At 63.6% G+C, this 17809-nt stretch carries 18 protein-coding genes; 3 read left to right on the forward strand and 15 right to left on the reverse strand.

What is annotated here, in order from left to right:
• Position 1: 1 nt before the first annotated feature.
• Positions 2 to 700 carry a hypothetical protein gene (locus AAFG13_RS06570; RefSeq protein ID WP_342711500.1) on the reverse strand — a complete coding sequence of 233 codons (699 nt, stop codon included), beginning with the start codon at positions 698 to 700 and terminating at the stop codon, positions 2 to 4.
• On the opposite strand from AAFG13_RS06570, the gene AAFG13_RS06575 reads away from it, so the two are divergent.
• On the forward strand, positions 701 to 877 hold the full coding sequence (locus tag AAFG13_RS06575; RefSeq protein ID WP_342711501.1) for a hypothetical protein: 177 nt from the start codon (positions 701 to 703) through the stop codon (positions 875 to 877).
• Here AAFG13_RS06575 and AAFG13_RS06580 read toward each other — a convergent pair.
• From AAFG13_RS06580 to AAFG13_RS06645, 14 genes are all read right to left on the reverse strand, one after another.
• The gene (locus AAFG13_RS06580; RefSeq protein ID WP_342711502.1) at positions 850 to 4185 is read right to left on the reverse strand and encodes a hypothetical protein; all 3336 of its coding nucleotides are present in this window, start codon (positions 4183 to 4185) and stop codon (positions 850 to 852) included. The two genes, AAFG13_RS06575 and AAFG13_RS06580, sit on opposite strands and share 28 nt — an antisense overlap.
• Positions 4186 to 5526 carry a hypothetical protein gene (locus AAFG13_RS06585; protein WP_342711503.1) on the reverse strand — a complete coding sequence of 447 codons (1341 nt, stop codon included), beginning with the start codon at positions 5524 to 5526 and terminating at the stop codon, positions 4186 to 4188.
• Positions 5527 to 5652: 126 nt separating this feature from the next.
• Positions 5653 to 6519 (reverse strand): tail fiber domain-containing protein, encoded by an 867-nt coding sequence (locus AAFG13_RS06590; protein ID WP_342711504.1) that lies wholly within the window; start codon positions 6517 to 6519, stop codon positions 5653 to 5655.
• Positions 6519 to 6929, reverse strand: a complete 411-nt coding sequence (locus AAFG13_RS06595) for a hypothetical protein (RefSeq protein WP_342711505.1) — start codon at positions 6927 to 6929, stop codon at positions 6519 to 6521. Before AAFG13_RS06595 ends, AAFG13_RS06590 begins: the two co-directional genes overlap by 1 nt.
• Complete coding sequence (locus AAFG13_RS06600; protein WP_342711506.1) at positions 6913 to 7221, reverse strand: hypothetical protein; 309 nt, start codon at positions 7219 to 7221, stop codon at positions 6913 to 6915. The genes AAFG13_RS06595 and AAFG13_RS06600 overlap by 17 nt, the downstream gene beginning before the upstream one ends.
• Positions 7218 to 8471 carry a hypothetical protein gene (locus AAFG13_RS06605; RefSeq protein ID WP_342711507.1) on the reverse strand — a complete coding sequence of 418 codons (1254 nt, stop codon included), beginning with the start codon at positions 8469 to 8471 and terminating at the stop codon, positions 7218 to 7220. Before AAFG13_RS06605 ends, AAFG13_RS06600 begins: the two co-directional genes overlap by 4 nt.
• Positions 8472 to 8698: 227 nt before the next feature.
• Positions 8699 to 9328, reverse strand: a complete 630-nt coding sequence (locus AAFG13_RS06610) for a hypothetical protein (protein ID WP_342711508.1) — start codon at positions 9326 to 9328, stop codon at positions 8699 to 8701.
• A 100-nt stretch (positions 9329 to 9428) separates the two neighbouring features.
• Positions 9429 to 9896, reverse strand: a complete 468-nt coding sequence (locus AAFG13_RS06615) for a hypothetical protein (protein WP_342711509.1) — start codon at positions 9894 to 9896, stop codon at positions 9429 to 9431.
• 34 nt (positions 9897 to 9930) lie between these two features.
• Positions 9931 to 11004 carry a N4-gp56 family major capsid protein gene (locus tag AAFG13_RS06620; RefSeq protein WP_342711510.1) on the reverse strand — a complete coding sequence of 358 codons (1074 nt, stop codon included), beginning with the start codon at positions 11002 to 11004 and terminating at the stop codon, positions 9931 to 9933.
• A gap of 167 nt (positions 11005 to 11171) precedes the next feature.
• Positions 11172 to 12095 carry a hypothetical protein gene (locus tag AAFG13_RS06625; RefSeq protein WP_342711511.1) on the reverse strand — a complete coding sequence of 308 codons (924 nt, stop codon included), beginning with the start codon at positions 12093 to 12095 and terminating at the stop codon, positions 11172 to 11174.
• Positions 12096 to 12221: 126 nt separating this feature from the next.
• A complete protein-coding gene (locus tag AAFG13_RS06630) occupies positions 12222 to 12872 on the reverse strand; it encodes a hypothetical protein (protein ID WP_342711512.1) in 651 nt (216 codons plus the stop codon).
• Entirely contained in the window at positions 12872 to 13681 is an 810-nt protein-coding gene (locus tag AAFG13_RS06635; protein ID WP_342711513.1) for a hypothetical protein, read from the reverse strand. Before AAFG13_RS06635 ends, AAFG13_RS06630 begins: the two co-directional genes overlap by 1 nt.
• The gene (locus tag AAFG13_RS06640) at positions 13681 to 14100 is read right to left on the reverse strand and encodes a hypothetical protein (RefSeq protein ID WP_342711514.1); all 420 of its coding nucleotides are present in this window, start codon (positions 14098 to 14100) and stop codon (positions 13681 to 13683) included. The genes AAFG13_RS06635 and AAFG13_RS06640 overlap by 1 nt, the downstream gene beginning before the upstream one ends.
• A complete protein-coding gene (locus AAFG13_RS06645) occupies positions 14101 to 16299 on the reverse strand; it encodes a phage portal protein (RefSeq protein WP_342711515.1) in 2199 nt (732 codons plus the stop codon).
• A 420-nt stretch (positions 16300 to 16719) separates the two neighbouring features.
• On the opposite strand from AAFG13_RS06645, the gene AAFG13_RS06650 reads away from it, so the two are divergent.
• Complete coding sequence (locus AAFG13_RS06650) at positions 16720 to 16845, forward strand: hypothetical protein (protein ID WP_342711516.1); 126 nt, start codon at positions 16720 to 16722, stop codon at positions 16843 to 16845.
• Between the two features lie 14 nt (positions 16846 to 16859).
• Positions 16860 to 17771 (forward strand): hypothetical protein, encoded by a 912-nt coding sequence (locus tag AAFG13_RS06655; protein WP_342711517.1) that lies wholly within the window; start codon positions 16860 to 16862, stop codon positions 17769 to 17771.
• Positions 17772 to 17809 lie beyond the last annotated feature (38 nt).

Consider the following 17809-nt stretch of genomic DNA (forward strand, 5'->3'; position numbering starts at 1 on the left):
TTCATCCCCTCAACGAAAACGGCGCGAGCTTTAGGCCGTAGACGTTAGGGCGTGCCGGCAAGAAATTTGTGCCTTGTGGGACCGCCGTGAGCTGCGCCAGATTCATGGCTGGCGCGCCGCCGCCCGAGCCGGTGATTTGCACCGCAGGCGACGCCGGCTGCGCTGGTGCAGTAGCGGACGCGCTCGCGCCAGCAGGAGCAGCCGCCGGCGCCGCGGCCGCGGCCGGCCCGGCGATCGACATGGGCGCGGCCGAGCCCTTCCCGCCCATCTTCCGGTCCGCCCAGGCGGCGAGATCGCCAGCCGACATGTTGGCGACGAACGGGTTCGCCTTGACCACCTTGGCACCGAGCACGGCGCCGGCCGGCGTTGACGGATCGGCGCTCAAGATCCCGACCGCACCTTGAGGCCCGGCGAAATGTGCGAGGTATTGCGTTCCGGGCGTGACAGGAAGCCCGGCGCCCTTTAGAATCCCGCCATTGTCAGCGGCGTAAGCCGCCGTCATTTCGCGAGAGAGGGCCGGATCGGTCTTGAGCGCAAGCAATTCGTCACGTGAGCCGGTGATATCCGGCCTGTGCTTGGCCAGCATGTCGAGCCAGGTGCCGTCAATGAATTGCCCCGGCCCCGCCGCGGAAGAGTTCGCGTTTCTTGCGTTCGCGTCCCCGCCGCTTTCCACACCCACAATCTGATCAACGAGGTTCATTTGCGCACCCGAATTCTTGCCTGTGTCGTTCTCTTCGCCGTCGCAATGGAAGGCATCCGGCTTGCCGCTAAGGGCATCGTCGGAGAGTTCGGTATCATCGGCGGGTTAGTGACCCTTGCGCTCATGTACGCCGCCGCCTCCTGGTACGATCACCGCGAAGAGCGCCGCCGCTGCTGATCCTCGATCGACAACAGGCCGCGCCCGAGAATGCCGGCGCCCGTTGCAAATCGCGGATCGACCGCGCGCCGCGGCTGATCGCCGAAAAATAGCTCCGTTGCCTTGCGGGCCTGGTTGGCGTTCGCGACCCGGCTCAAGCCCTTGTCGACGCCGAGTGCGACGGCCGCGCCAGGAAGCCCCGCGGTGTTGAAGCCGAGCAGCGGCAGGAGCGACGAGCGCGCGCCGTTTGCGATCCGCGCCAGCATCGGCGCCGTCCCTGACGGGTTGGTGGTGCCCTTGACCGGGATCATCTGCTTATAGACGGCCGCAAGCTGCTTCATCAGCGCGCGTTCCTGTTCGGAATAGAGCACGCCGGCGAGCTGCGAGCCCGCGCCGTTCAAGAACTCATGCAGCCGTTGCGAGAGGGCTTGCGCCTCGTACTGGATCTTGCCCTCGCCCGCATTCGTGAGCTTTTCCCACACGCCCTGACGCAGCGACGTCCACCCTTCCGGCGAAAGCCGCTGTTTCAGCGCCGAGGCGATCAGCGGCGCGTTGACGCCGTTACCCTTGCCGGTCGCGCCCATCAGATCGTTTATGATCTTGTTGGACGAGGCCGGCGGCGCGCCATCGGTGCCAGCGTAGCGCCGCAGGACCGCAGCAACAGCACCGGGCTCGTTCGGTTTCGGCGCGAGGCCGGCGAGCCGATCCGCATAGCGGCCGAGCGAAGCACGTTCCGCCGGCGACAGCACCGTTTGCGCAAGCAAGCGGCCCTTGCCCTCGAGGAATGTCCGAATACGCTCCGCAGCGACTTCCGGTTCGCCCGCCCGCAGATGCGCGAAAAGACCCTGCTTATAGGCGCCGAATTCCGCCGAGTTACGGCCGAAAATGCTTTCAATCCGCTGGGCAATCTGCACCGGCATTTGACCGCCCGGCGAGCTCGCCGAGCCATAGGCCAGCTTGACAACCTCGTCCGGCGTTGCGCGCGTATCGGAGAACCGGCCAAGGATCTTCTCAACCGCCGCGCCGATCGTGTCGCCAGGGCCGCGCTTTGCGAATTTCGCCTTGTAGTCGGCGAACGCCGCGCGCGCCTCTTGCTGCATTTTCAGGACAGCCGGGCCATCACCGGAGAACTTGCCTTCCGCGAGCATCTTTTCTACCCGCGCGTCGAATTGGTCGCGGATGTGCTCGAGCGCGTGAAGATCCGAGCCCGAGCCACCGCCGAGCATGGCGCGGCGCGCGTCGCCGTACAGCGTCGAAATCTGCTTTCGGACGTGTTCGACGTCGCGCATGGTGAAGCCCGAGCCGGCGGCCGGCGCCGCAGCGGCCGGCGCCCGATCGCCGGGGAAGTCAGAGCCGTGCACCGCCGCGCGCGCCGCGTCCTCTTGCTCGAGGCGGTGCAGGGCGTGCTCTACCGCGTCATCGGCGCCCATGCCTTCGTCAGCCATCAGGCGAATGGCGCGGCTCTTGACCTCCGGACCCAATTCACCATGACCGGCGGCGGCTAGATCGTCCTCGAGGCCGCGCATGTGCGCGTCAAATTCGTGCTGTTCGCGCTCCGAGCGCGCGGCACCCTCGCGCTTGCCAACGTGCCCCTCGAAACCCTCCGGAAAGCGCTTTTGGCCGCGCATTTCCGCGTCGATCGCGTCGAGAAGATCGTTGACCGTCGACGTTCCGGTGTGGTTTCCGCGGAGATAACCGGCCTCTTCCGCCGCCTCGCGCGCGTAGTCGAGCGGCCAGCCGCCTTGCCGAACCAGCTTGCGGCGCCCGACGCCCTCGACGTTGACGGTGTGACCCTCGCCGCCAATCGCCGCCAGTTCAGCATCAGGCCCCAAGCCGCCCTTGGACGCGATGAATTCGAGCAGGCTTTGTGCCTTCGGCGCCGCGGGAGCAGGCGCAGCCGGCGGCGCGGCCGCGGCCTTCTGCCGATCATATGCCGCCGCGACGTCATCGCCGAACTTCGCGCGAATGTCCGCGACGTCCTGCGCGTGCGTCGCCGAGCCGCCCGGCAATTCGCGAGGCTGGCCCGGCGCCACCCCGTTCAAATGCTCATCAATGACGCGAAGCGCGTTCAGCGCCTTCGGCGTGTTGGTCTGATCGAGCGAGACCGCCGCCGAGCGCAAGCCCTGTTGAACGTCGTTTCCGAACCCGCCGGCCGAGCCCGGCGCGAACTCGCCAGGCGCCGCATCGACCGCCGCATACTTCCCGCGATAGTCCGCTTTTGCCGCATCGCGCGCCGCCGCGAAGCGATCGGAGAGCACTTCGCCCGCGTCGATCGGTGAGGCCGCGCGCAACTGCCCGTCAGGCGCCAGAGAGCGCGCCATATCGGCGCCCTGCTGCGCCGGCGACATCGGGCCGGCATGAACGCCGGCCGCCGCCGCTTGCTGCACCTGTTCCTGCGCGATCAATTCGGCAGCGATCCGCTCCGCGGCCTCGTTCGGCGTGGTGCGCGCCGCGGTCCCGGTCGGATCGAGGCCGGCGGCGATTTGGTCACCCGCCTGCCCTACCCGCTCGTCTTGAAGCTCCTTGAACGACTGCGCGCGCGCCTGGGCGGGTTCACCGCGACCACCGCGAAGCAAAACCTGTTCCTCGGCCGAGAGCGCCGGATTTTGCGTGATTTGGGACTGCGAAAGCGGCACATCGACGCCGCCGACGTTGACGACGTTGCGAAGCGTCGCCGCGGCCGGGTTGAAGCGATCGGCGACCGCGGCAACCACCTTGCCGACGCCCTTACCGACCGGGCCCGCAGCACCGCCGATGACGCCGCCAACAGCCGCCGCCGGGCCGATATCCTCGCCGCGCACCGCCGCATCAGCACCGGACAGCGCAGCGCCCGAGAGCGCGCCATTGCGCACCATCTCGCGCATGGTGCCCGTGACGCCGAAAGCCTTCGGAGCCGCCATGACCGCGGGCGCCATCGAGGCGACGCCGCCAGCAAGCTGCGCCGCCGTGTCAACGATCGGATGTTCAGCCGCGAATTTCTTGTCAGCGCCTTCCTGCTGGCGCAGCGAATTCTCGTAACGGTCATGAAACGTTTCGCCCTGCAACTGATCGTCAGGGGCAAAAAACCGATTGAGGAGCGGCGCGAGCGCGGCATTCGTCGCCGCGTCGAGCTTGTTCAGCGCGCCGCCGACGATCGGAACGCCGGTTGCGGCCGAGCGCGCGACATTGTTGAGCGTGACCGGAGCCGCCGGCGGTTCGGCCGGCGCCGGCGCCTTCGCGCCGATCGAGGAAGCGATTTCCTCAACGGTCGTGTTTTGCTGGTCCGGCGAGAGCTTCAAGAACTCATCGCCGACCGTCACCGATTTATCGCCGATCGTGAGAACAGCCATTTAGTTCACGCTCCAGGAAACGCCGCTTGAAGTCTTGCCGCTCGCCGCCGGCGCAGCCGCAGACGGCGGCTTGTAGCCAGGCCCGGCCGCGCGCTGCATTTGCTGGATGGCCGCCGCGCGCATCTGCGCTTTCTGCTGCACTACGGCCGGCGCGTCGCCAGGCTGCGGGAACATTTCCTTTTCGTAGCGGTCGAACTCGCTTTTGTTGATCGCCGCGCCGCTCTCCTGCCGCAGCATGGCGGTGATGAACGCCGAGGCCGCCGTTTTGTACTTCTGGTAATCGGTCGATTGCAGGTAGTTGCCGGCGAACGGGATCTCTCCAGCGATCTTTTGCCCCGCGCTCAAGCCCTGATTTTGCAGGCCGCCGAGGATCGCCTCGGACTGCTGCATGCGCGCAGCGAAGGACGAGGCCTTGGCCTGCGCTTCCGTGGCTTTGCCCGTCGCCGCATCCGCGTTCGCTTCCGATACCCGCTTGACGAACGTCTTGCGATCGACGCCAGGCGGGATCGCAATCGGCTTTCCGTCCGGCCCCATGACGGTCCCGGGCGAGCCCGCGCCGGCAGGCGCCGCGGCAGCGGGGATCGGTCGCAGCGTTCCATCCAACTGGTTTTGCTGCATGTAGATTTCGTTGCCGTCCGCGTCCTTACCGGTCTTGACCACGGACCACTTATCCTTGCCGTAATACTGGTCAATCAGTGCCTTTTGCAGCGTGGGATTGTAGCGAGCGGCCTGCACTTCTGCCGCCGACGCGCCCTTTTTCAGCAGGGCTTGAGCGGTCAAACTGTTCTGTTCCGCAGCGATCGAGGACGGGTCCGTGTTCTGCCCGGTGATGAGAGCGCCGAGGCCGCCAGCAAGCGCGCCAATCGGACCGTTTCCGAGATTGCCGAGGAAGCCGCGCGTTGCTTTTCCGAACCGATCGCCGACACCAGCACCGGCGAGCGAGAACGGGGCCGAGGCCGGCGCGCCAGGAGCAGCGGAGACCGGCGCGCGCGTAGCGGGAGCCGGCGGCGTGCTTTCCTCATCATCCTCCGCGGCCAAAGGAGCCGGCGCACCATTCCGGAAAGCCGGCATCTGGTAATTGCCGACCGGGATGTAATCGTCCGGAGCGCGGCCCGGCCGGTTGACGGATGACGCATCCGTGAGAGGCGCCGCAGCGGCAGGCGCAGGCGCGGCAACAGGAGGTGCGACCGCCGCGGCCACCGCAGGAGGAGGCGCCGAGAGCGTCGACGGATCGACATTCATCGAGCCGGGCCCGGCAAAGCTGAAAGGCGTTGCGCCGGCGCCGAACGTATCGGGCGCAGGCGCGGAGCCGCCACCGCCGCGAAAGCGCCGCGCGAGCACCGACGCGGCAACGTCGCGCGCCTGCTGCGCCTGATCCGCCTCGCCTTGCAGCGGCGACGGATAGAGCGCGCTGAATGGCGAGGCGCCGGTTTGCCCCGTAAGAAAATCGAGAAGCCCAGGCATTCACTATCCCCCGAACGAAATATTACCCTTCGGCCAAAGCGAGCCGATGCCGCTCGCGATCGTCGCGAACTGCTGCGCGCCCGACATCTGGCCTTCCGTGTTCGACGTGCCGTTTTGCGTACCGAACTGCGCGGCAACCGGCGCAACCGAGCCGAGCAGCGTGGTGAGCTGCGAGGCCGGAATTCCGAACCGCTGCGCTTCCGCCGCGAGCGTCGCGTTCGCTCCCCAATTCTGACTATCGAGCGCCGTTCCAGCCGTCCCCACGCCGTTGGCGAAGTTCTGGTTTGCCGTCGCGTTGTTCGCGTTCAGAATGCCGTAGGTCGTGTTTCCGGCACCGTAGAGCGTGTTCGCGGCGTTGAGCGCATTGGTCGTGTCAGTGTTGTACTGCTGCGCGATCACCGGAGCGACGCCCGACGCGATACCGCGCCCGAGCGCCTGGGAGTTGCCCGGCGAGCCGTCGCGGCCCGCCGCGGCCCATGCCCCATTGGTCGAATTGGTGACGTCCGTGGTGATTTGGTCGAGCTGGGCTTTCAGCGCCGGATTGTTGCCGATATTCGCGCCGCTCGCGGTCTGCCCAACGATGCCGTTTTGCAGCATCCCGAGGTTCGACTTGATCGCAGCATCGTTGTTCGTCGCACCGCCGCCATTGAGCAGCCCAAGCGTCCCGGACGTCATCGGCGAGGCAAACGGGTTGTTGTTCGCGTTCGCCTCGATCGTGTTGAGCGCGCCGTTCTGCGCCGGCGTGGCGCTACCGGCCGAGCCCGCCAGATTGGAGATCCCGCCGAGAAGGCCCTTTAGCGCGCCCGACGCCGGATCATACGGCGACAGCGAGGACGATTGCGTGGTGGTGCTGGAGCTCTTGCCGCCCATCAGAGCGCCCTTTCCATGACGATGTTCGAGACGTGATAGCCTTTGAGGACACGCGCCCAGCCGGCGCGACCCATCAGGCGCAGCCGCTTGGCGCCTTCCGCCCGCGCCCAATCCTCGATTTGCTCGAGCAGCGGCACCCAGCGTTCCCGGTTTTCGCCGCCGAGCGCGGTAATCAGGCAGACCAAATGCCGATCCGTTCGCGTCAAGAGCGTAATCGCCGCGGCCTCGATCTTGTCGCCGTCGCAGGCCAGCCAGAGCAGCCCATCGCCCTCGAGGACGTCGCGCGCGATGTCCGCCGTGTGGCTGAGATCGGTGCGCAGCACTGCACGCCCAAGCATCGCCTCGACGCGCGGCCAGATTTCATGGACGCGCTGCGGCGGGACGCAGATCAGATCAGCCAAGGCAGACATAAAAGAATGTGCGGTCCGTTTGAGCGTTGTTCGCGTGGGTGATCGTGAAAGACTGCTTGCCGGCAGTCCCCACGAACGTTCCCGACAATGCCGCCGCGGCGTTAGCAGTTCGTGGGAAGAGGAAAACCGCGCTCCCGGACGCGCAGTTGATCGCCGAGACCGTCGTTGACGTCGCCCCGCTGGCAAGCGTCACCGAGCCCGTCGCGTTTGACCGCCCGTTCGCCAATTGCTGGAGCGAAATCGCGTATTTCGACAGATCGCGCTCGTTGGTATCCGGGAGAAAAACGCTCATCGCTTGCCCTTCGCGGCCAGGTCGACCGGCTCAACCCCATTGATGAACGTCCAAACCGTGCCGGCGGGGATCCGGCAGCGGAAACGGCTGTAACGAGTGTCGACCAGCATGTTGCAAATGCCCGTCACGGCATTGACCAGCCGCTCAACGCCGGCCTGCACGGTCGCTTGCAGGTTTTCGCGGCGCGAGGCCGAGCCGTAGACCGCCGGCGCATCGGAGACCGGCCGGAAGCCGATCTTGAGCTTGACCCGGCGCCCATCGGTCCCCTGTTCGGCGGTCTCAAGCGTCGCCTCGAGGTTCGGACCACGGAAAAACGATGCCTTGTGATCGGTCGAGAACGCCGCCAGCTCCGGAACGATCACCGTCGACAGGCTGTCAAAGGACTGGACGATTGCATCCAGGTTCGACCCGATCAGCGTATCCACCGCCTCGAGCGTGATGCCAGGCTGCGCCATCTTGAACAGAAACTCACCCGAGATTTGCAGCGGCGTGAATTTGTCCAATACCTGGTCGTAGACCAACGCCTTGTCGAACTGGTTCACCACGCCGTTGACCGACTTGTAAGCCCAGAGGACGCGCGAGCTGCGCGGATCGGCGAAGCCTTGGAAAAGCTGCGGGTTCGTCGCGTCGAGATCGGTGGAAAACGTGCGGTCGACGCGCTCGCGGCCGATCGGCACCGGCACCCCGCCGGGGTCGATCCGGTGGAAGCCCTTCAACGAGTAGAAGAAGATGCTCGAGCCAGAGCGCACAAGGCTCCCGGGCCCATACACGCCGAGCCCTTCGGCGATCTTCTGGATTTGGAACACGCGGGGATCGCCCGGCAGGTAGATCATGCGCCGGATGATGTTGTCTTGCAGGATGACGCCCGTTTCCCCGCCGGCGATGCCGCGGCAAAAGCCGCCGTCCGCCAAATCCTGGTAATCCGCCGAGTTGATGCCGGGCGTCCATGAATTCGGGCCGTTCACGTCATTGAGGCCCGACCACTGCACGCGGTTCGGATTGGACAGCAGGCCGCCCAGGACCACGAACCGACCCACGATGTCGATGTAGCGCGCCTGCGGCGGATTGCCGGCCACGTTCGCGAAGGCGGTCGAACTGGAAATGTCGAAATATTGCAGAACGACGTTCGCTTGGGTCGCGATCACCAGGTTGTTGAACTGGACAAACTGCCAATTGTCGTTGGCCGAGACCGCGGCATATGGGCCGCCGGCAAGCGACACCTTCGAAAATCCATAGGTGGTGTTGTCCATCAGCCAGAGATCGGACGCCGTTGCCGCGAACACGACAACAGAACCGTCCGTCTTATAGGCGGCGAACGCGCCGCGGCACTGTGCGCCGAGCGCCTGCGAGAGCGCGGTGAGGCTTGGAAACGGCCCGTAGCCGTCGCCGCGCGGCACCACGTTGAGCACGTTGCGGCCGGTCTGCGCCTGGTAGTCGCTGAGATCGGGACGGTAGTCGGGAAACGGGATGACCGGCATCAGAACTCCGTTGCCTTGATCTTGCCCGCCGACATGCGCGCCGAGGTCTCATAGTCGAGCTTGCCTTTGTAAGCGGGGATTTGGAGCTGCATGCGCTGCATCCCGTCCGTGTCCTCGATGACGTTGGTGTAGAGCAGCAATTTCGCGTGGGCGCGGATGAGCTGTTCCGCGTCGTTCGTCCAAGCGTTGCTGTCCGTGTCGGCCGAGAGCGCCGCCAAGCGATAATGCATGTGCGGACGGATCGTGTAGACGGCGATCGGGATCGGCCAGAGCATGATTTGGCCGTCGATATAGGTGAAAACGTTAGGCTTGCCCGGCCCCGTGTTGTTGCCCTGCAGCCACTCGAATTCATCCGGCTCGAGGCGATCGAGATCGTAGGTCGACACCGTGTCCCGCAAAAACAGGTGGTCAATCCGGATGATGTTCGGGATTTGGGAGAGATCGGAGCCAGTATAGGCCGTTCGGCCAATGACGGTCGGAAAGGTCAGCGAGCGCGTGACGTTGAAGTAGAAGCGATCACTTTCGTAGTTTTTGATCGCGTCGCCGATTGCGTCCTTGATTTGGCTTCCCAGATCGTCGCGCGTCAGGTCGCCCGCGATCCGGTTTTGGAGGTCCAAATAGCTCGCCATAGTCCACCGCCGGGCGCTGATAGGTGACAGGAGACGGAAGCGGCGCAGGCTCGTTTAGAACCCGCGCCGCCCCCGCGATATGAAGCCAAGCGTCCACGACTTACAGATCGTTGTCCGGAACGTACTTGATGACGATGATTGCCTTGCCGGCGGTCGCCGCGGCGCCGGTCTGGGTGAACTGCGCGAAAACCTGAGTGTCGGCCGCCAGGGGAACGAGCATCGCGCCGGTCGGCTTGATGTTCTGGGTCAGGCCGGCCGCGGTTTCGGTCACGTCAGCGCCGGCCACAATGTCCGCGTTCGAGCCGGCCGCCGAACCGACCGTCAGAACGTTCGTGGTCGCGGCGTTGAACGCGGTCACGATGTTGACATCCGTACCGATGATGACCGCGCCGGCGGGCAGAACCTGCTTGCCAACGCCGGCGGCAATGCCGGCATCGTTGAAGTTGACCGCGATGCGCAGATAGTGAACGAGCTGGAGAGCGTTCCTGCGGGCCGTTGTGCCGCGAATACCGGTAGTCATGGGAGATTGCCCTTTCCAAGAGCGTTGAATTGACGGGACGAGATCCAAAGACCGCGCCGGTTAGGGCGCGGCCGTCAGGTCATTAGGTGCTGTGCTGGACCGCGTAGGTCGGGACAACGATTGTTCCGAAGTCCTGGGCGTTGTAGACGGACTTCTTGATGCCCCACACGGTCTGGGCGGAAACGCCAAGCTCGCGCTCGTAATCGAACAGCTCTTCCACCCACTTGAAGTGGGAGCCCTTCGAAAACTCCTTGCCGAAGCCAACCACGCCAGCCTGCGCGCCGGCGAACACCGCGCGGCGAACGTTGGTCTGCGCCGCGCCGGCATTGGAAATACCGACCGGAACACGGGTCCACTCATGCAGGATGACGTCCCGGTACTCGCCGAGCGCATCCGCATAGATGGCGCTGTCCTTGCCCGCACCGCCGGCGAGCGCCGCCTTCTGGATGTCGAGCCACTGGCCCGCACCGGCATCCGTGCGCAGATCAGTCACCTGATAGCTGTGCAGGAACATCAGGTATTTCTTCTTGCCGTTGACCATGACGGGCCGGATCATCGGCGACATGGTTTTGGCGCGCTCCACGCAATACTCGATATACTTGAGCTTCATGGTCGCGGTGTTGTCGCCGTTCACCGTCGCATCGTCGGTCGCCGCGTTGGCGCGGACAAAGTTCGTCGCCGCGCTCACCGCGTTGTTGCCGGTGTATCGGGGATCCACCGCGAGGATGTTGCCGGCCAGGTGGTTAGCCATGCAGGTATCCAAGCGATCGCCGTACCAGTCGGTCAGACCGTCCTTGCCCTCGCTGCGCATGTTGAAGGGCACGCGCTGTGCGTCGATCGTATTCTTGTTGCGAACACGGACGGCGTGAGCCAGCTCGTTGATGCGGAACTTGTCGTTGTAGGTCGAAAGCGCCTCTTCGTTGCCCTGTAGGGTCTGACCCTCGGTGGTGCCGTCGCCCTTGAGCTGGACGCGCAGGCCAATGGTCAGTTCGTCGCCGGCGCCCTTCTCGAAATCGGTCTTGAGCTGGATCATGCTCGAGGAGCCCTCGCCCATGAACTTGCCGAAATAGGTTTGCTTGAGCGCTTCGACGTTGAGCTTTTTCGCCCAAAGCTTGTTGGAGAGCGTGTCATTCAGGCCGTAAGATGTCGTAGACATTTCGATGCCTCGATAAGGGTTAATCTCGGTGTTGGGGGTTGACCGCGATCCGCCGCGATCGAGCGCAACACCGAGATTTCCCGCCTTCGGTGGAGGCGTGGCGCGATGACGGGCGCCACTCGAAAACGGATTGAGGCTCCGCGGGCCTTACTCACTCAATAACGGTATCAACCGCCGAACAGTCGCTTCGCCTTGGCCGGGTTTTTGTTGCACCAGGCCTCGAACTCATCCGCCGGCATCGCGATCAGTGCTTCCGCGGTCATGTCCGCGTCGCCTGCGCTGCCGCCGGCGCTGGACAGGCTTTTGTTGGCCGCCTGTCCTCGCTCGATTGCGTCGAGCTTTTCCGCGCCCTTGCCCTTGGAGGGATCGGCCGCGGCCTTCGTGTACCCGCGCTGCTTCGCAAGCGCGTAGATCATTTCCGCCGGGCTCTTTCCTTTGGCGAACGCCATCTCCGCGATGGCGGCCTCGTCCGCGATAAGAGCCTGATGCAGGGCCTCCGGAGTGTCGAACCCGATCGCCTGCAACTCGCCTGCCCGCGACTGTAGGAGGAAGTCATAAGCGGTTCGATAATCCGGGTTCGACTTCTGAAACGTTTCCGCATCGCTGCGGTAACGGTTCACGAATTCGGTTTGAGCGGTCGCGGTTTCTTTGGCCTGCTTTTCGGCCGCGGCCTGGTCATCGAGCCGCTTTTGCATCTGGGCGACTGTCTCGCCTACATGCTTCACCGCGCCGAAAATATCCTCTTCGGGCGTCGGAGGCGCCGCGGGCTGCTCGGGGCCGGGATCTGCGCCGGCGAGCTTGAGCCGGTCGATGATCGCGAACTTTCCGCGCAGTTCGGCGAGCTGCTTTTCGGTCTCCTGGTAGCGGGTCGCCAGCTCCTTGCGGGCCTTCTTCTCCTCGAGGAAGGTTGCGAGCGGGACGTGATCGTTCTTCGGCGCGCCGTCGCCGGGCTTGGCCTCACCACCGGCGGCCTTTCCCTCGCCGCCTTCGCCACCGCCAGCGGCGCCGCCAGCATCGGACCCGCCGCCATCGCCGGTCGGGATTTCCTTTTCGCCACCGCTTGAGAAAAAAGCCTCTTCGTCCGCCGTCATGGTCGGACCGCCGCCGCCGGCGCCGCCCTCGATCCCTTCGAAATTCATTCGGTTTCGCTTTCTGCCGGTGCTGCCGGCGCAGAGAACACGGAAACGCCGTGCGCGCGGATCAAGCGTTAACCGCGCCTAGCAAGCGAGAAGTAACAACGCCTCTTCGTCCCGCCGTTTTTTCTGTGCAGCCGCAGCCGCCATCTGGGCCGCCATGCGCTCGCGCTCGACCGCGCGCATATCCACCGCCGGCGCCGGCGGCGCGACCAGCGGCCTCCCGATAGGCTGGAAACGAGGCCGCGAACGGCGGTCGATCGGCACGCCGGGATTGCGCGTGATCCGCGCGAGCTGGCGCGCTCGCTCCATTTCCTCGAGGTAATGGCCGATACCGCCCTGTTGGACCTCATAGTCAAAGCCGGTTCGGATCAGCGGTGCATCGTTGCCGGTCCAAACAAACGCGCCAGGGTCTGCGTCCTCGACCACGGGTTCATTCGCGGCATAGCCGGTCAACGTGAATGCGCCAGGCGCAGCGCTGATTTTCCGATTGAAGGGCGCCGCCTTCAACGAAAGCGCAAAGGCCCCAGACGAAGCTGTTTCGGTGATCTTGCCGCCGGCCGCGACGCCGGCCAGGACGTACCCGCCAGCCGTTGCGACCTCTAGCAGTTTGAAAGTGACGGCTACACCGGCGAGCGCAAAGCTGCCCGTTGCGGCAGGCAGACTGATGTTGACCGGGCCGGTCTGCTTGACCTGTCCGAGAGCAAGCCGCCCTATCGCATCAAAGCCGAGCATCAGTCACCGATTCGGAAGCCGTACATGAACGTCCTATCGACCAAGCCGAGCAGCGTCGTGAGCCCGGTCGGCATATAGATGAAGCCCTCGATGTAGTCGGTAGTGCCGTTCATCGGGATCGCAGCCACGACCTCGGTGTTCCAGCCGCCTGCGCTCGATACGTTCAAGTAGTTCGAGACTTTGAGCAGCGAGCCGTTCTTGTAGATGCAGGCTTGGCTGGTCTCTCCATTGGTGCCGGTGAGTGTGCCGACCGCAAGGCCGATTTGATAGGTACCGGCGATCTGCGGCATGTAGCGAAAGTTGGTGACCCCATCGAACCAGCTGTTCGCATCCTTCACCTTGTTGGTGAACTGAATTTTGTTGTAGCTCGCTGCTGTCAAGCCCGTTTGGTTAACGCCGTTACGATCAACGGCGAACACGCCGCTGTCGGCGCCGATGTTCTGCCGTGCCTGCTTTTGCTGTGCAGTCGTCAGCGACGGCATGCCCGCATTGAACAAAAGCAAATCCTCCGCGAGCGCGACAATCGCGACTTGCGGCGCTGCTGAGAAGCTTATTTTTGCCGTGGTACCAGCGGAGTTGAAAAGCACGGTTCCGCGCGTCAGAACGCCGGTCGACGTGCTGTAGGTACCGAAACCCACCTCCCATTGCGACAGGTCCGCGCTTTCGGCGCGATAGCTGTAGATCGCGCCATTGACCGCACCCGCTGCCGCCGGCGACTGATAACCGGTGACCGGGGTCGAATAGGTCCAATCCGTGGTCCCGCCAGCGGTCGGAGTGAAACGACAAACGTCGAGGAAAGAGCTTGCCATCAGGTGAGCGTGAACACGCCGTTAGTGGTGTCGAGTTGGACGGCGATGCTGTTGCCGTTGGTCAAGTTGACCTCGGCGCCATAGTCCCACCATCCGATTAGGTTTCCGCTGGCCGGCGTCGAGTTGTAGAGGACGGCATAGCGGAATTGCGCGATGTTGCCGCCGGTCGCCGTGAAAAGGACCGGCTGCAAGACGAGCTTCCAGACGCCGGCCGCCTGCGTCCAGGACGTGAACGAGGCCGCGCCACCGCCGGCCGTGTAGCCATTGCCGGCGGCGATCTCCGTCAAGTTCGCCTTCACGGTGTTGGTCGCCACGGGCGCGACGTCGGTAAGCAGGATCTTGAGCGCGTCGGCAGTCAGGTTGTGCACCTTGCTACCGAGGTCGCCCATGAAGATGTTGAACTTGTTGAAAGCGGCCATTTAGTTGGTCCCTACGGGTGCGATGCCGACGATTTCGCCGGTCTGCGGATCGCGGATCAGCTTTTTGGGCGTGTTGAGCGCGGTCGCGAGCGTGTTCATGTCGCGCCGCATTTCCTGCATGAAGCCCAGGACGAGCGCGGCGATATCGCCGCCACCGCCCGCGCCAGGCACCGGCGCACCATCCGGCCCGACCGCCGCCGGCGCCGTGAACGCCTTCAAGAGCGCGTCGTTCTGCGCCTTCTCGCGCTCGAGGGCGATCGAAGCGGCGGTTTCCTCGCGCATGTTCTGGATTTTGGCCTCCGACGCGGCCTTGTCGTTGGCGATTTTGGCCTGGGCCTTGTCGTTCTCCAGCTTCAAATCTGCGTCGCGCTTCTGTTGCTCCGGGTCCGGCTGCTGCTGGGACTGCTGGATGCTGTCCGAGATCGCCTTTTGCGCCGACGTCGGCAGCGGCGAATACTTGAGCAGCGCGAGCCAGGTTGCCGGCGGCAGCATCTTGCCAATGACCGGCAAGAGCTGTTGCAGCATCGCCCAGGTGGCCTCTTTCTGGTTCGCCGACGTCGGGCTTTCGTCAACGATGACGTCATACTGCGAGCTGTTGCCTACCGCCTGCTGGCGGATCAGCGGCACGTACTGTGCGTTCTCCTCGCCCTCGATCTTGATCAGACGGCCGTCCGACAGATAATGCTCGATCAGGTACAGCATGAGCCGGCCCTGCTGCTTCCGGTACCGGCGCAGGCTGTCAAACAGCGGTTGCAGGATGGTCAGCGCCGATTGCTTGCGCTGTAGATCAAGGCTCGCCGCCTGCCCGGCCGCGCTCTGCATGCCCAGGATCTCGACGTTGACGCCCGAAACGTCACGAAGCGACGTAACGGCGTACTGCATCAGTTCGAACGACGATTGCGGGAATTGAGACGTCGGCTTTTGAACGAATTTCGGGCTCGCGCCGAGTGCGCCGGGCTTGAGAAACGTCACCGTGTCCTGTTTCGCCCAGGACGCCTCGCCGTCCGCGTCGTTGTCGAAGAACTGGCCGCGCTCGACCGCCACGCCGCCCTTTGCGGTCGTGTTCATGATGTGCATGGTCTGCGACATCCACTTATTCGACCAGCGCGCCGGGTCTTTCATGGCGCGAACCAGGCCGAAGAAGGTGTTTTTGTTCCGGTCCCGCTTGCCGGTCATGCACTGGAACGAGAAATGACCTTCACAGGGCGCGTCGCCGATCTCGAGCAGCACGGAGCCAAGATAAGCCTGCCGGTACACCTTCCGCGTCGACTTGGTGAAGCGCAGCGAGCCGCCGGCGAGCTTCGCCTTGGCGCTCAAGTCCGCGAATTGGTCCTTGTCCAGCGTCAGGATTTTTTCGCCGGTCGGGTCGGTCGGATCCAACACCAGGTAGACCGGCACCCGCTCCCACCACTGCGCGCGAACGAGCGTCACGCCATCGTCGCTGTCCTCGCCGTCGCCGGTGCTGTCCTTGTTGTAGAACCGATTGTCGTTTTCGTGCGGCTTGCCCTCGTCCTTGGCGCCGACGTCATCAATCCATGAGGCGTTGTAATCCGCGTCCTCGAACGGCCGATCGGGATCACCCGGGCAAAGCGCCTTGGCCTCATCCAGCGGCACGCCGCGGCGGATGTGGAAAACCCGGCGCATGTCGCGCAAGTTTCGCTTGGACGCGCCGCTGTCCCACACCATTTCGAGCGGGTCGCGCCGCTCAATCTTGGGATCGCCCTCCGGATTGTCCTCGTAGTCCAGGAGGGTTTCGGTCCAGCCCATGCCGCAAACAATCATGTCGCGGAAGGCGTCGCTTTCCTCGTCCTCAGCGTCGCACTGTTGCCGGAACCACTTCGCGGCGGCCGTCAGCAGCTCGTTGACCTGAACGTCACCCTCGGTGCGCGGTAGATACTGAACTTCCTGCCGGTTGCCGACCTCTTGGCCGGCGACGCTATCGACCACGGGCCCGACGCGGTTGAAAATGACGATCGGTCGCTTTGCATCCGCGAGAATGTTCTTGTCGTCCTCGGTGAGCTGTTCGCCGGCCTCAAAATCGAAGTCCTCGCGGGCGTCACCGCGCCATTTCGTCTGGCCCTTGCTGTTGAAGTCGCGCTTGCACCACTTCTGGAGCTTGTCGAAAATCTGATCGGCATCGGCCGGCGCGTCGCGCTCGTCCTTGTCGCCCGCACCGTAGCCGCCCGCGTCGTTCAGCATCAAAATTCATCCGTTCGGATTGAATTTTGGTCCTAACATCGGGGTGGAAATGATTTTCCCGACCGCTTGACCGCCCTCCGGCGCTCAGCGAAAAGAGCGCGGATGGGGAGCTATCGGATTGATCGAGCTATCAATTTTTCGGTGGGGTCTCTACCGACGCAACCCGGCGCCGGCCTGATTTGTGAATCGCGCAGGATTTCGCTCGTCTGCCCAGACGCTTACCGCTATGCCTTTGCGTCGCGCGGGGCATCAGCGCTCTTTTCTCATGAGCGCTGATGGGCCCCATCCTTCGACATCTTATTGATTCTACGTCGGTTCTCACTTTTTTCGTTGAGCCTGATTGCTTGAAGCGCGGATCGAATGTCACCCATTAGGCGGCGTCCACTTGGGCAGCCACATTCTCGCAGAGGGAGATAGATCGTGAGCGAAACACCGCGCATCGAATTCAAGTTTGTAGGAACATACGTTCATGCCGAAGGCATTGCAGGCATCGTCGGAGCAGTTACGATTGCCGCCATTGTGCTGGCTTTCTACTTCGGAAGTTGAAGCCGGAGACGCGAATGAAGCTCGGAAAGCTGATTGAGGAATACCGAACAGATCCAGACTCCGACTTTCGCAAGCTTAAATACGAAGTCCGAGTCAAACATGAGCGATTGTTATCGCGAATTGCTCGCGAACATGGGAGCAGCTCGCTCGAGCGCATTCGAATGCGCAACTTTATCTCCTGGTACAACGAATGGCTCGGCGACGACGACAAGGTAGCAATGGCCCATTCGCTTGTGGCGCGGCTTCGCGTCCTGTTTCGATTTGGGGCAACTATACTTGAAGACAAAGAATGCGCCCGGCTGTTCGATGCATTATCGGGCGCGCGCTTTGAAATGATAGGTCCTCGCTATCAAACCATGACCTTAGATCAGGCCAACGCAATCCGCTTAGCGGCACACGATTTTGGTTGGCCATCGATAGCACTCGCACAGGCACTCCAGTTTGAGCTTCTGCTGAATCAAAGAGACGTGATCGGAGAATGGGTACCCCTTACCGAAGAAGGTGTATCCGACGTTGTATGGCGAGAGCAAAAGTGGCTACGGGGCCTGCGCTGGTCGAACATCAATTCGAACAATGTGTTGCGGCACTCCGTTGGCAAACGACAGCGGCAGATCCAAGTCGATCTTCAGACGGCCCCTATGGTCATGGATGAACTACAGCACGTGATCCACCGTACAATCAGCGGACCTCTCGTGATCAACGAGATCACCGCCATGCCGTGGGGCGCAGCGGAGTTTAGACGCAAGTGGCGCATTGTCGCTAAGGAGGCTGGCGTACCTGACGATATCACCAATAGAGATAGTCGACCTGCGGGTATGATTAGAGGAGGCGGTGAGCGAGCGCGCATTGTTCACGGGGTCACGCTACGAATGCTTCGAGAAAGCATCCGCGCATCGCGCCACAGAAAAGAGCTGTTATCCGAATAGATGCCGTAGTCTGGTCAGACCAGATAGCGGACGATCTT

Source organism: Bradyrhizobium sp. B124 (assembly GCF_038967635.1).
Taxonomy (GTDB): domain Bacteria; phylum Pseudomonadota; class Alphaproteobacteria; order Rhizobiales; family Xanthobacteraceae; genus Bradyrhizobium.

Excerpts from the sequence above, each read along its gene's own strand:
- AAFG13_RS06570 (WP_342711500.1), bottom strand. The coding sequence starts at position 700 with ATGAACCTCGTTGATCAGATTGTGGGTGTGGAAAGCGGCGGGGACGCG.
- AAFG13_RS06580 (WP_342711502.1), bottom strand. The coding sequence starts at position 4,185 with ATGGCTGTTCTCACGATCGGCGATAAATCGGTGACGGTCGGCGATGAG.
- AAFG13_RS06590 (WP_342711504.1), bottom strand. The coding sequence starts at position 6,519 with ATGGGCGGCAAGAGCTCCAGCACCACCACGCAATCGTCCTCGCTGTCG.
- AAFG13_RS06595 (WP_342711505.1), bottom strand. The coding sequence starts at position 6,929 with ATGTCTGCCTTGGCTGATCTGATCTGCGTCCCGCCGCAGCGCGTCCAT.
- AAFG13_RS06600 (WP_342711506.1), bottom strand. The coding sequence starts at position 7,221 with ATGAGCGTTTTTCTCCCGGATACCAACGAGCGCGATCTGTCGAAATAC.
- AAFG13_RS06605 (WP_342711507.1), bottom strand. The coding sequence starts at position 8,471 with ATGGACAACACCACCTATGGATTTTCGAAGGTGTCGCTTGCCGGCGGC.
- AAFG13_RS06610 (WP_342711508.1), bottom strand. The coding sequence starts at position 9,328 with ATGGCGAGCTATTTGGACCTCCAAAACCGGATCGCGGGCGACCTGACG.
- AAFG13_RS06620 (WP_342711510.1), bottom strand. The coding sequence starts at position 11,004 with ATGTCTACGACATCTTACGGCCTGAATGACACGCTCTCCAACAAGCTT.
- AAFG13_RS06625 (WP_342711511.1), bottom strand. The coding sequence starts at position 12,095 with ATGACGGCGGACGAAGAGGCTTTTTTCTCAAGCGGTGGCGAAAAGGAA.
- AAFG13_RS06630 (WP_342711512.1), bottom strand. The coding sequence starts at position 12,872 with ATGCTCGGCTTTGATGCGATAGGGCGGCTTGCTCTCGGACAGGTCAAG.
- AAFG13_RS06635 (WP_342711513.1), bottom strand. The coding sequence starts at position 13,681 with ATGGCAAGCTCTTTCCTCGACGTTTGTCGTTTCACTCCGACCGCTGGC.
- AAFG13_RS06640 (WP_342711514.1), bottom strand. The coding sequence starts at position 14,100 with ATGGCCGCTTTCAACAAGTTCAACATCTTCATGGGCGACCTCGGTAGC.
- AAFG13_RS06645 (WP_342711515.1), bottom strand. The coding sequence starts at position 16,299 with ATGCTGAACGACGCGGGCGGCTACGGTGCGGGCGACAAGGACGAGCGC.
- AAFG13_RS06655 (WP_342711517.1), top strand. The coding sequence starts at position 16,860 with ATGAAGCTCGGAAAGCTGATTGAGGAATACCGAACAGATCCAGACTCC.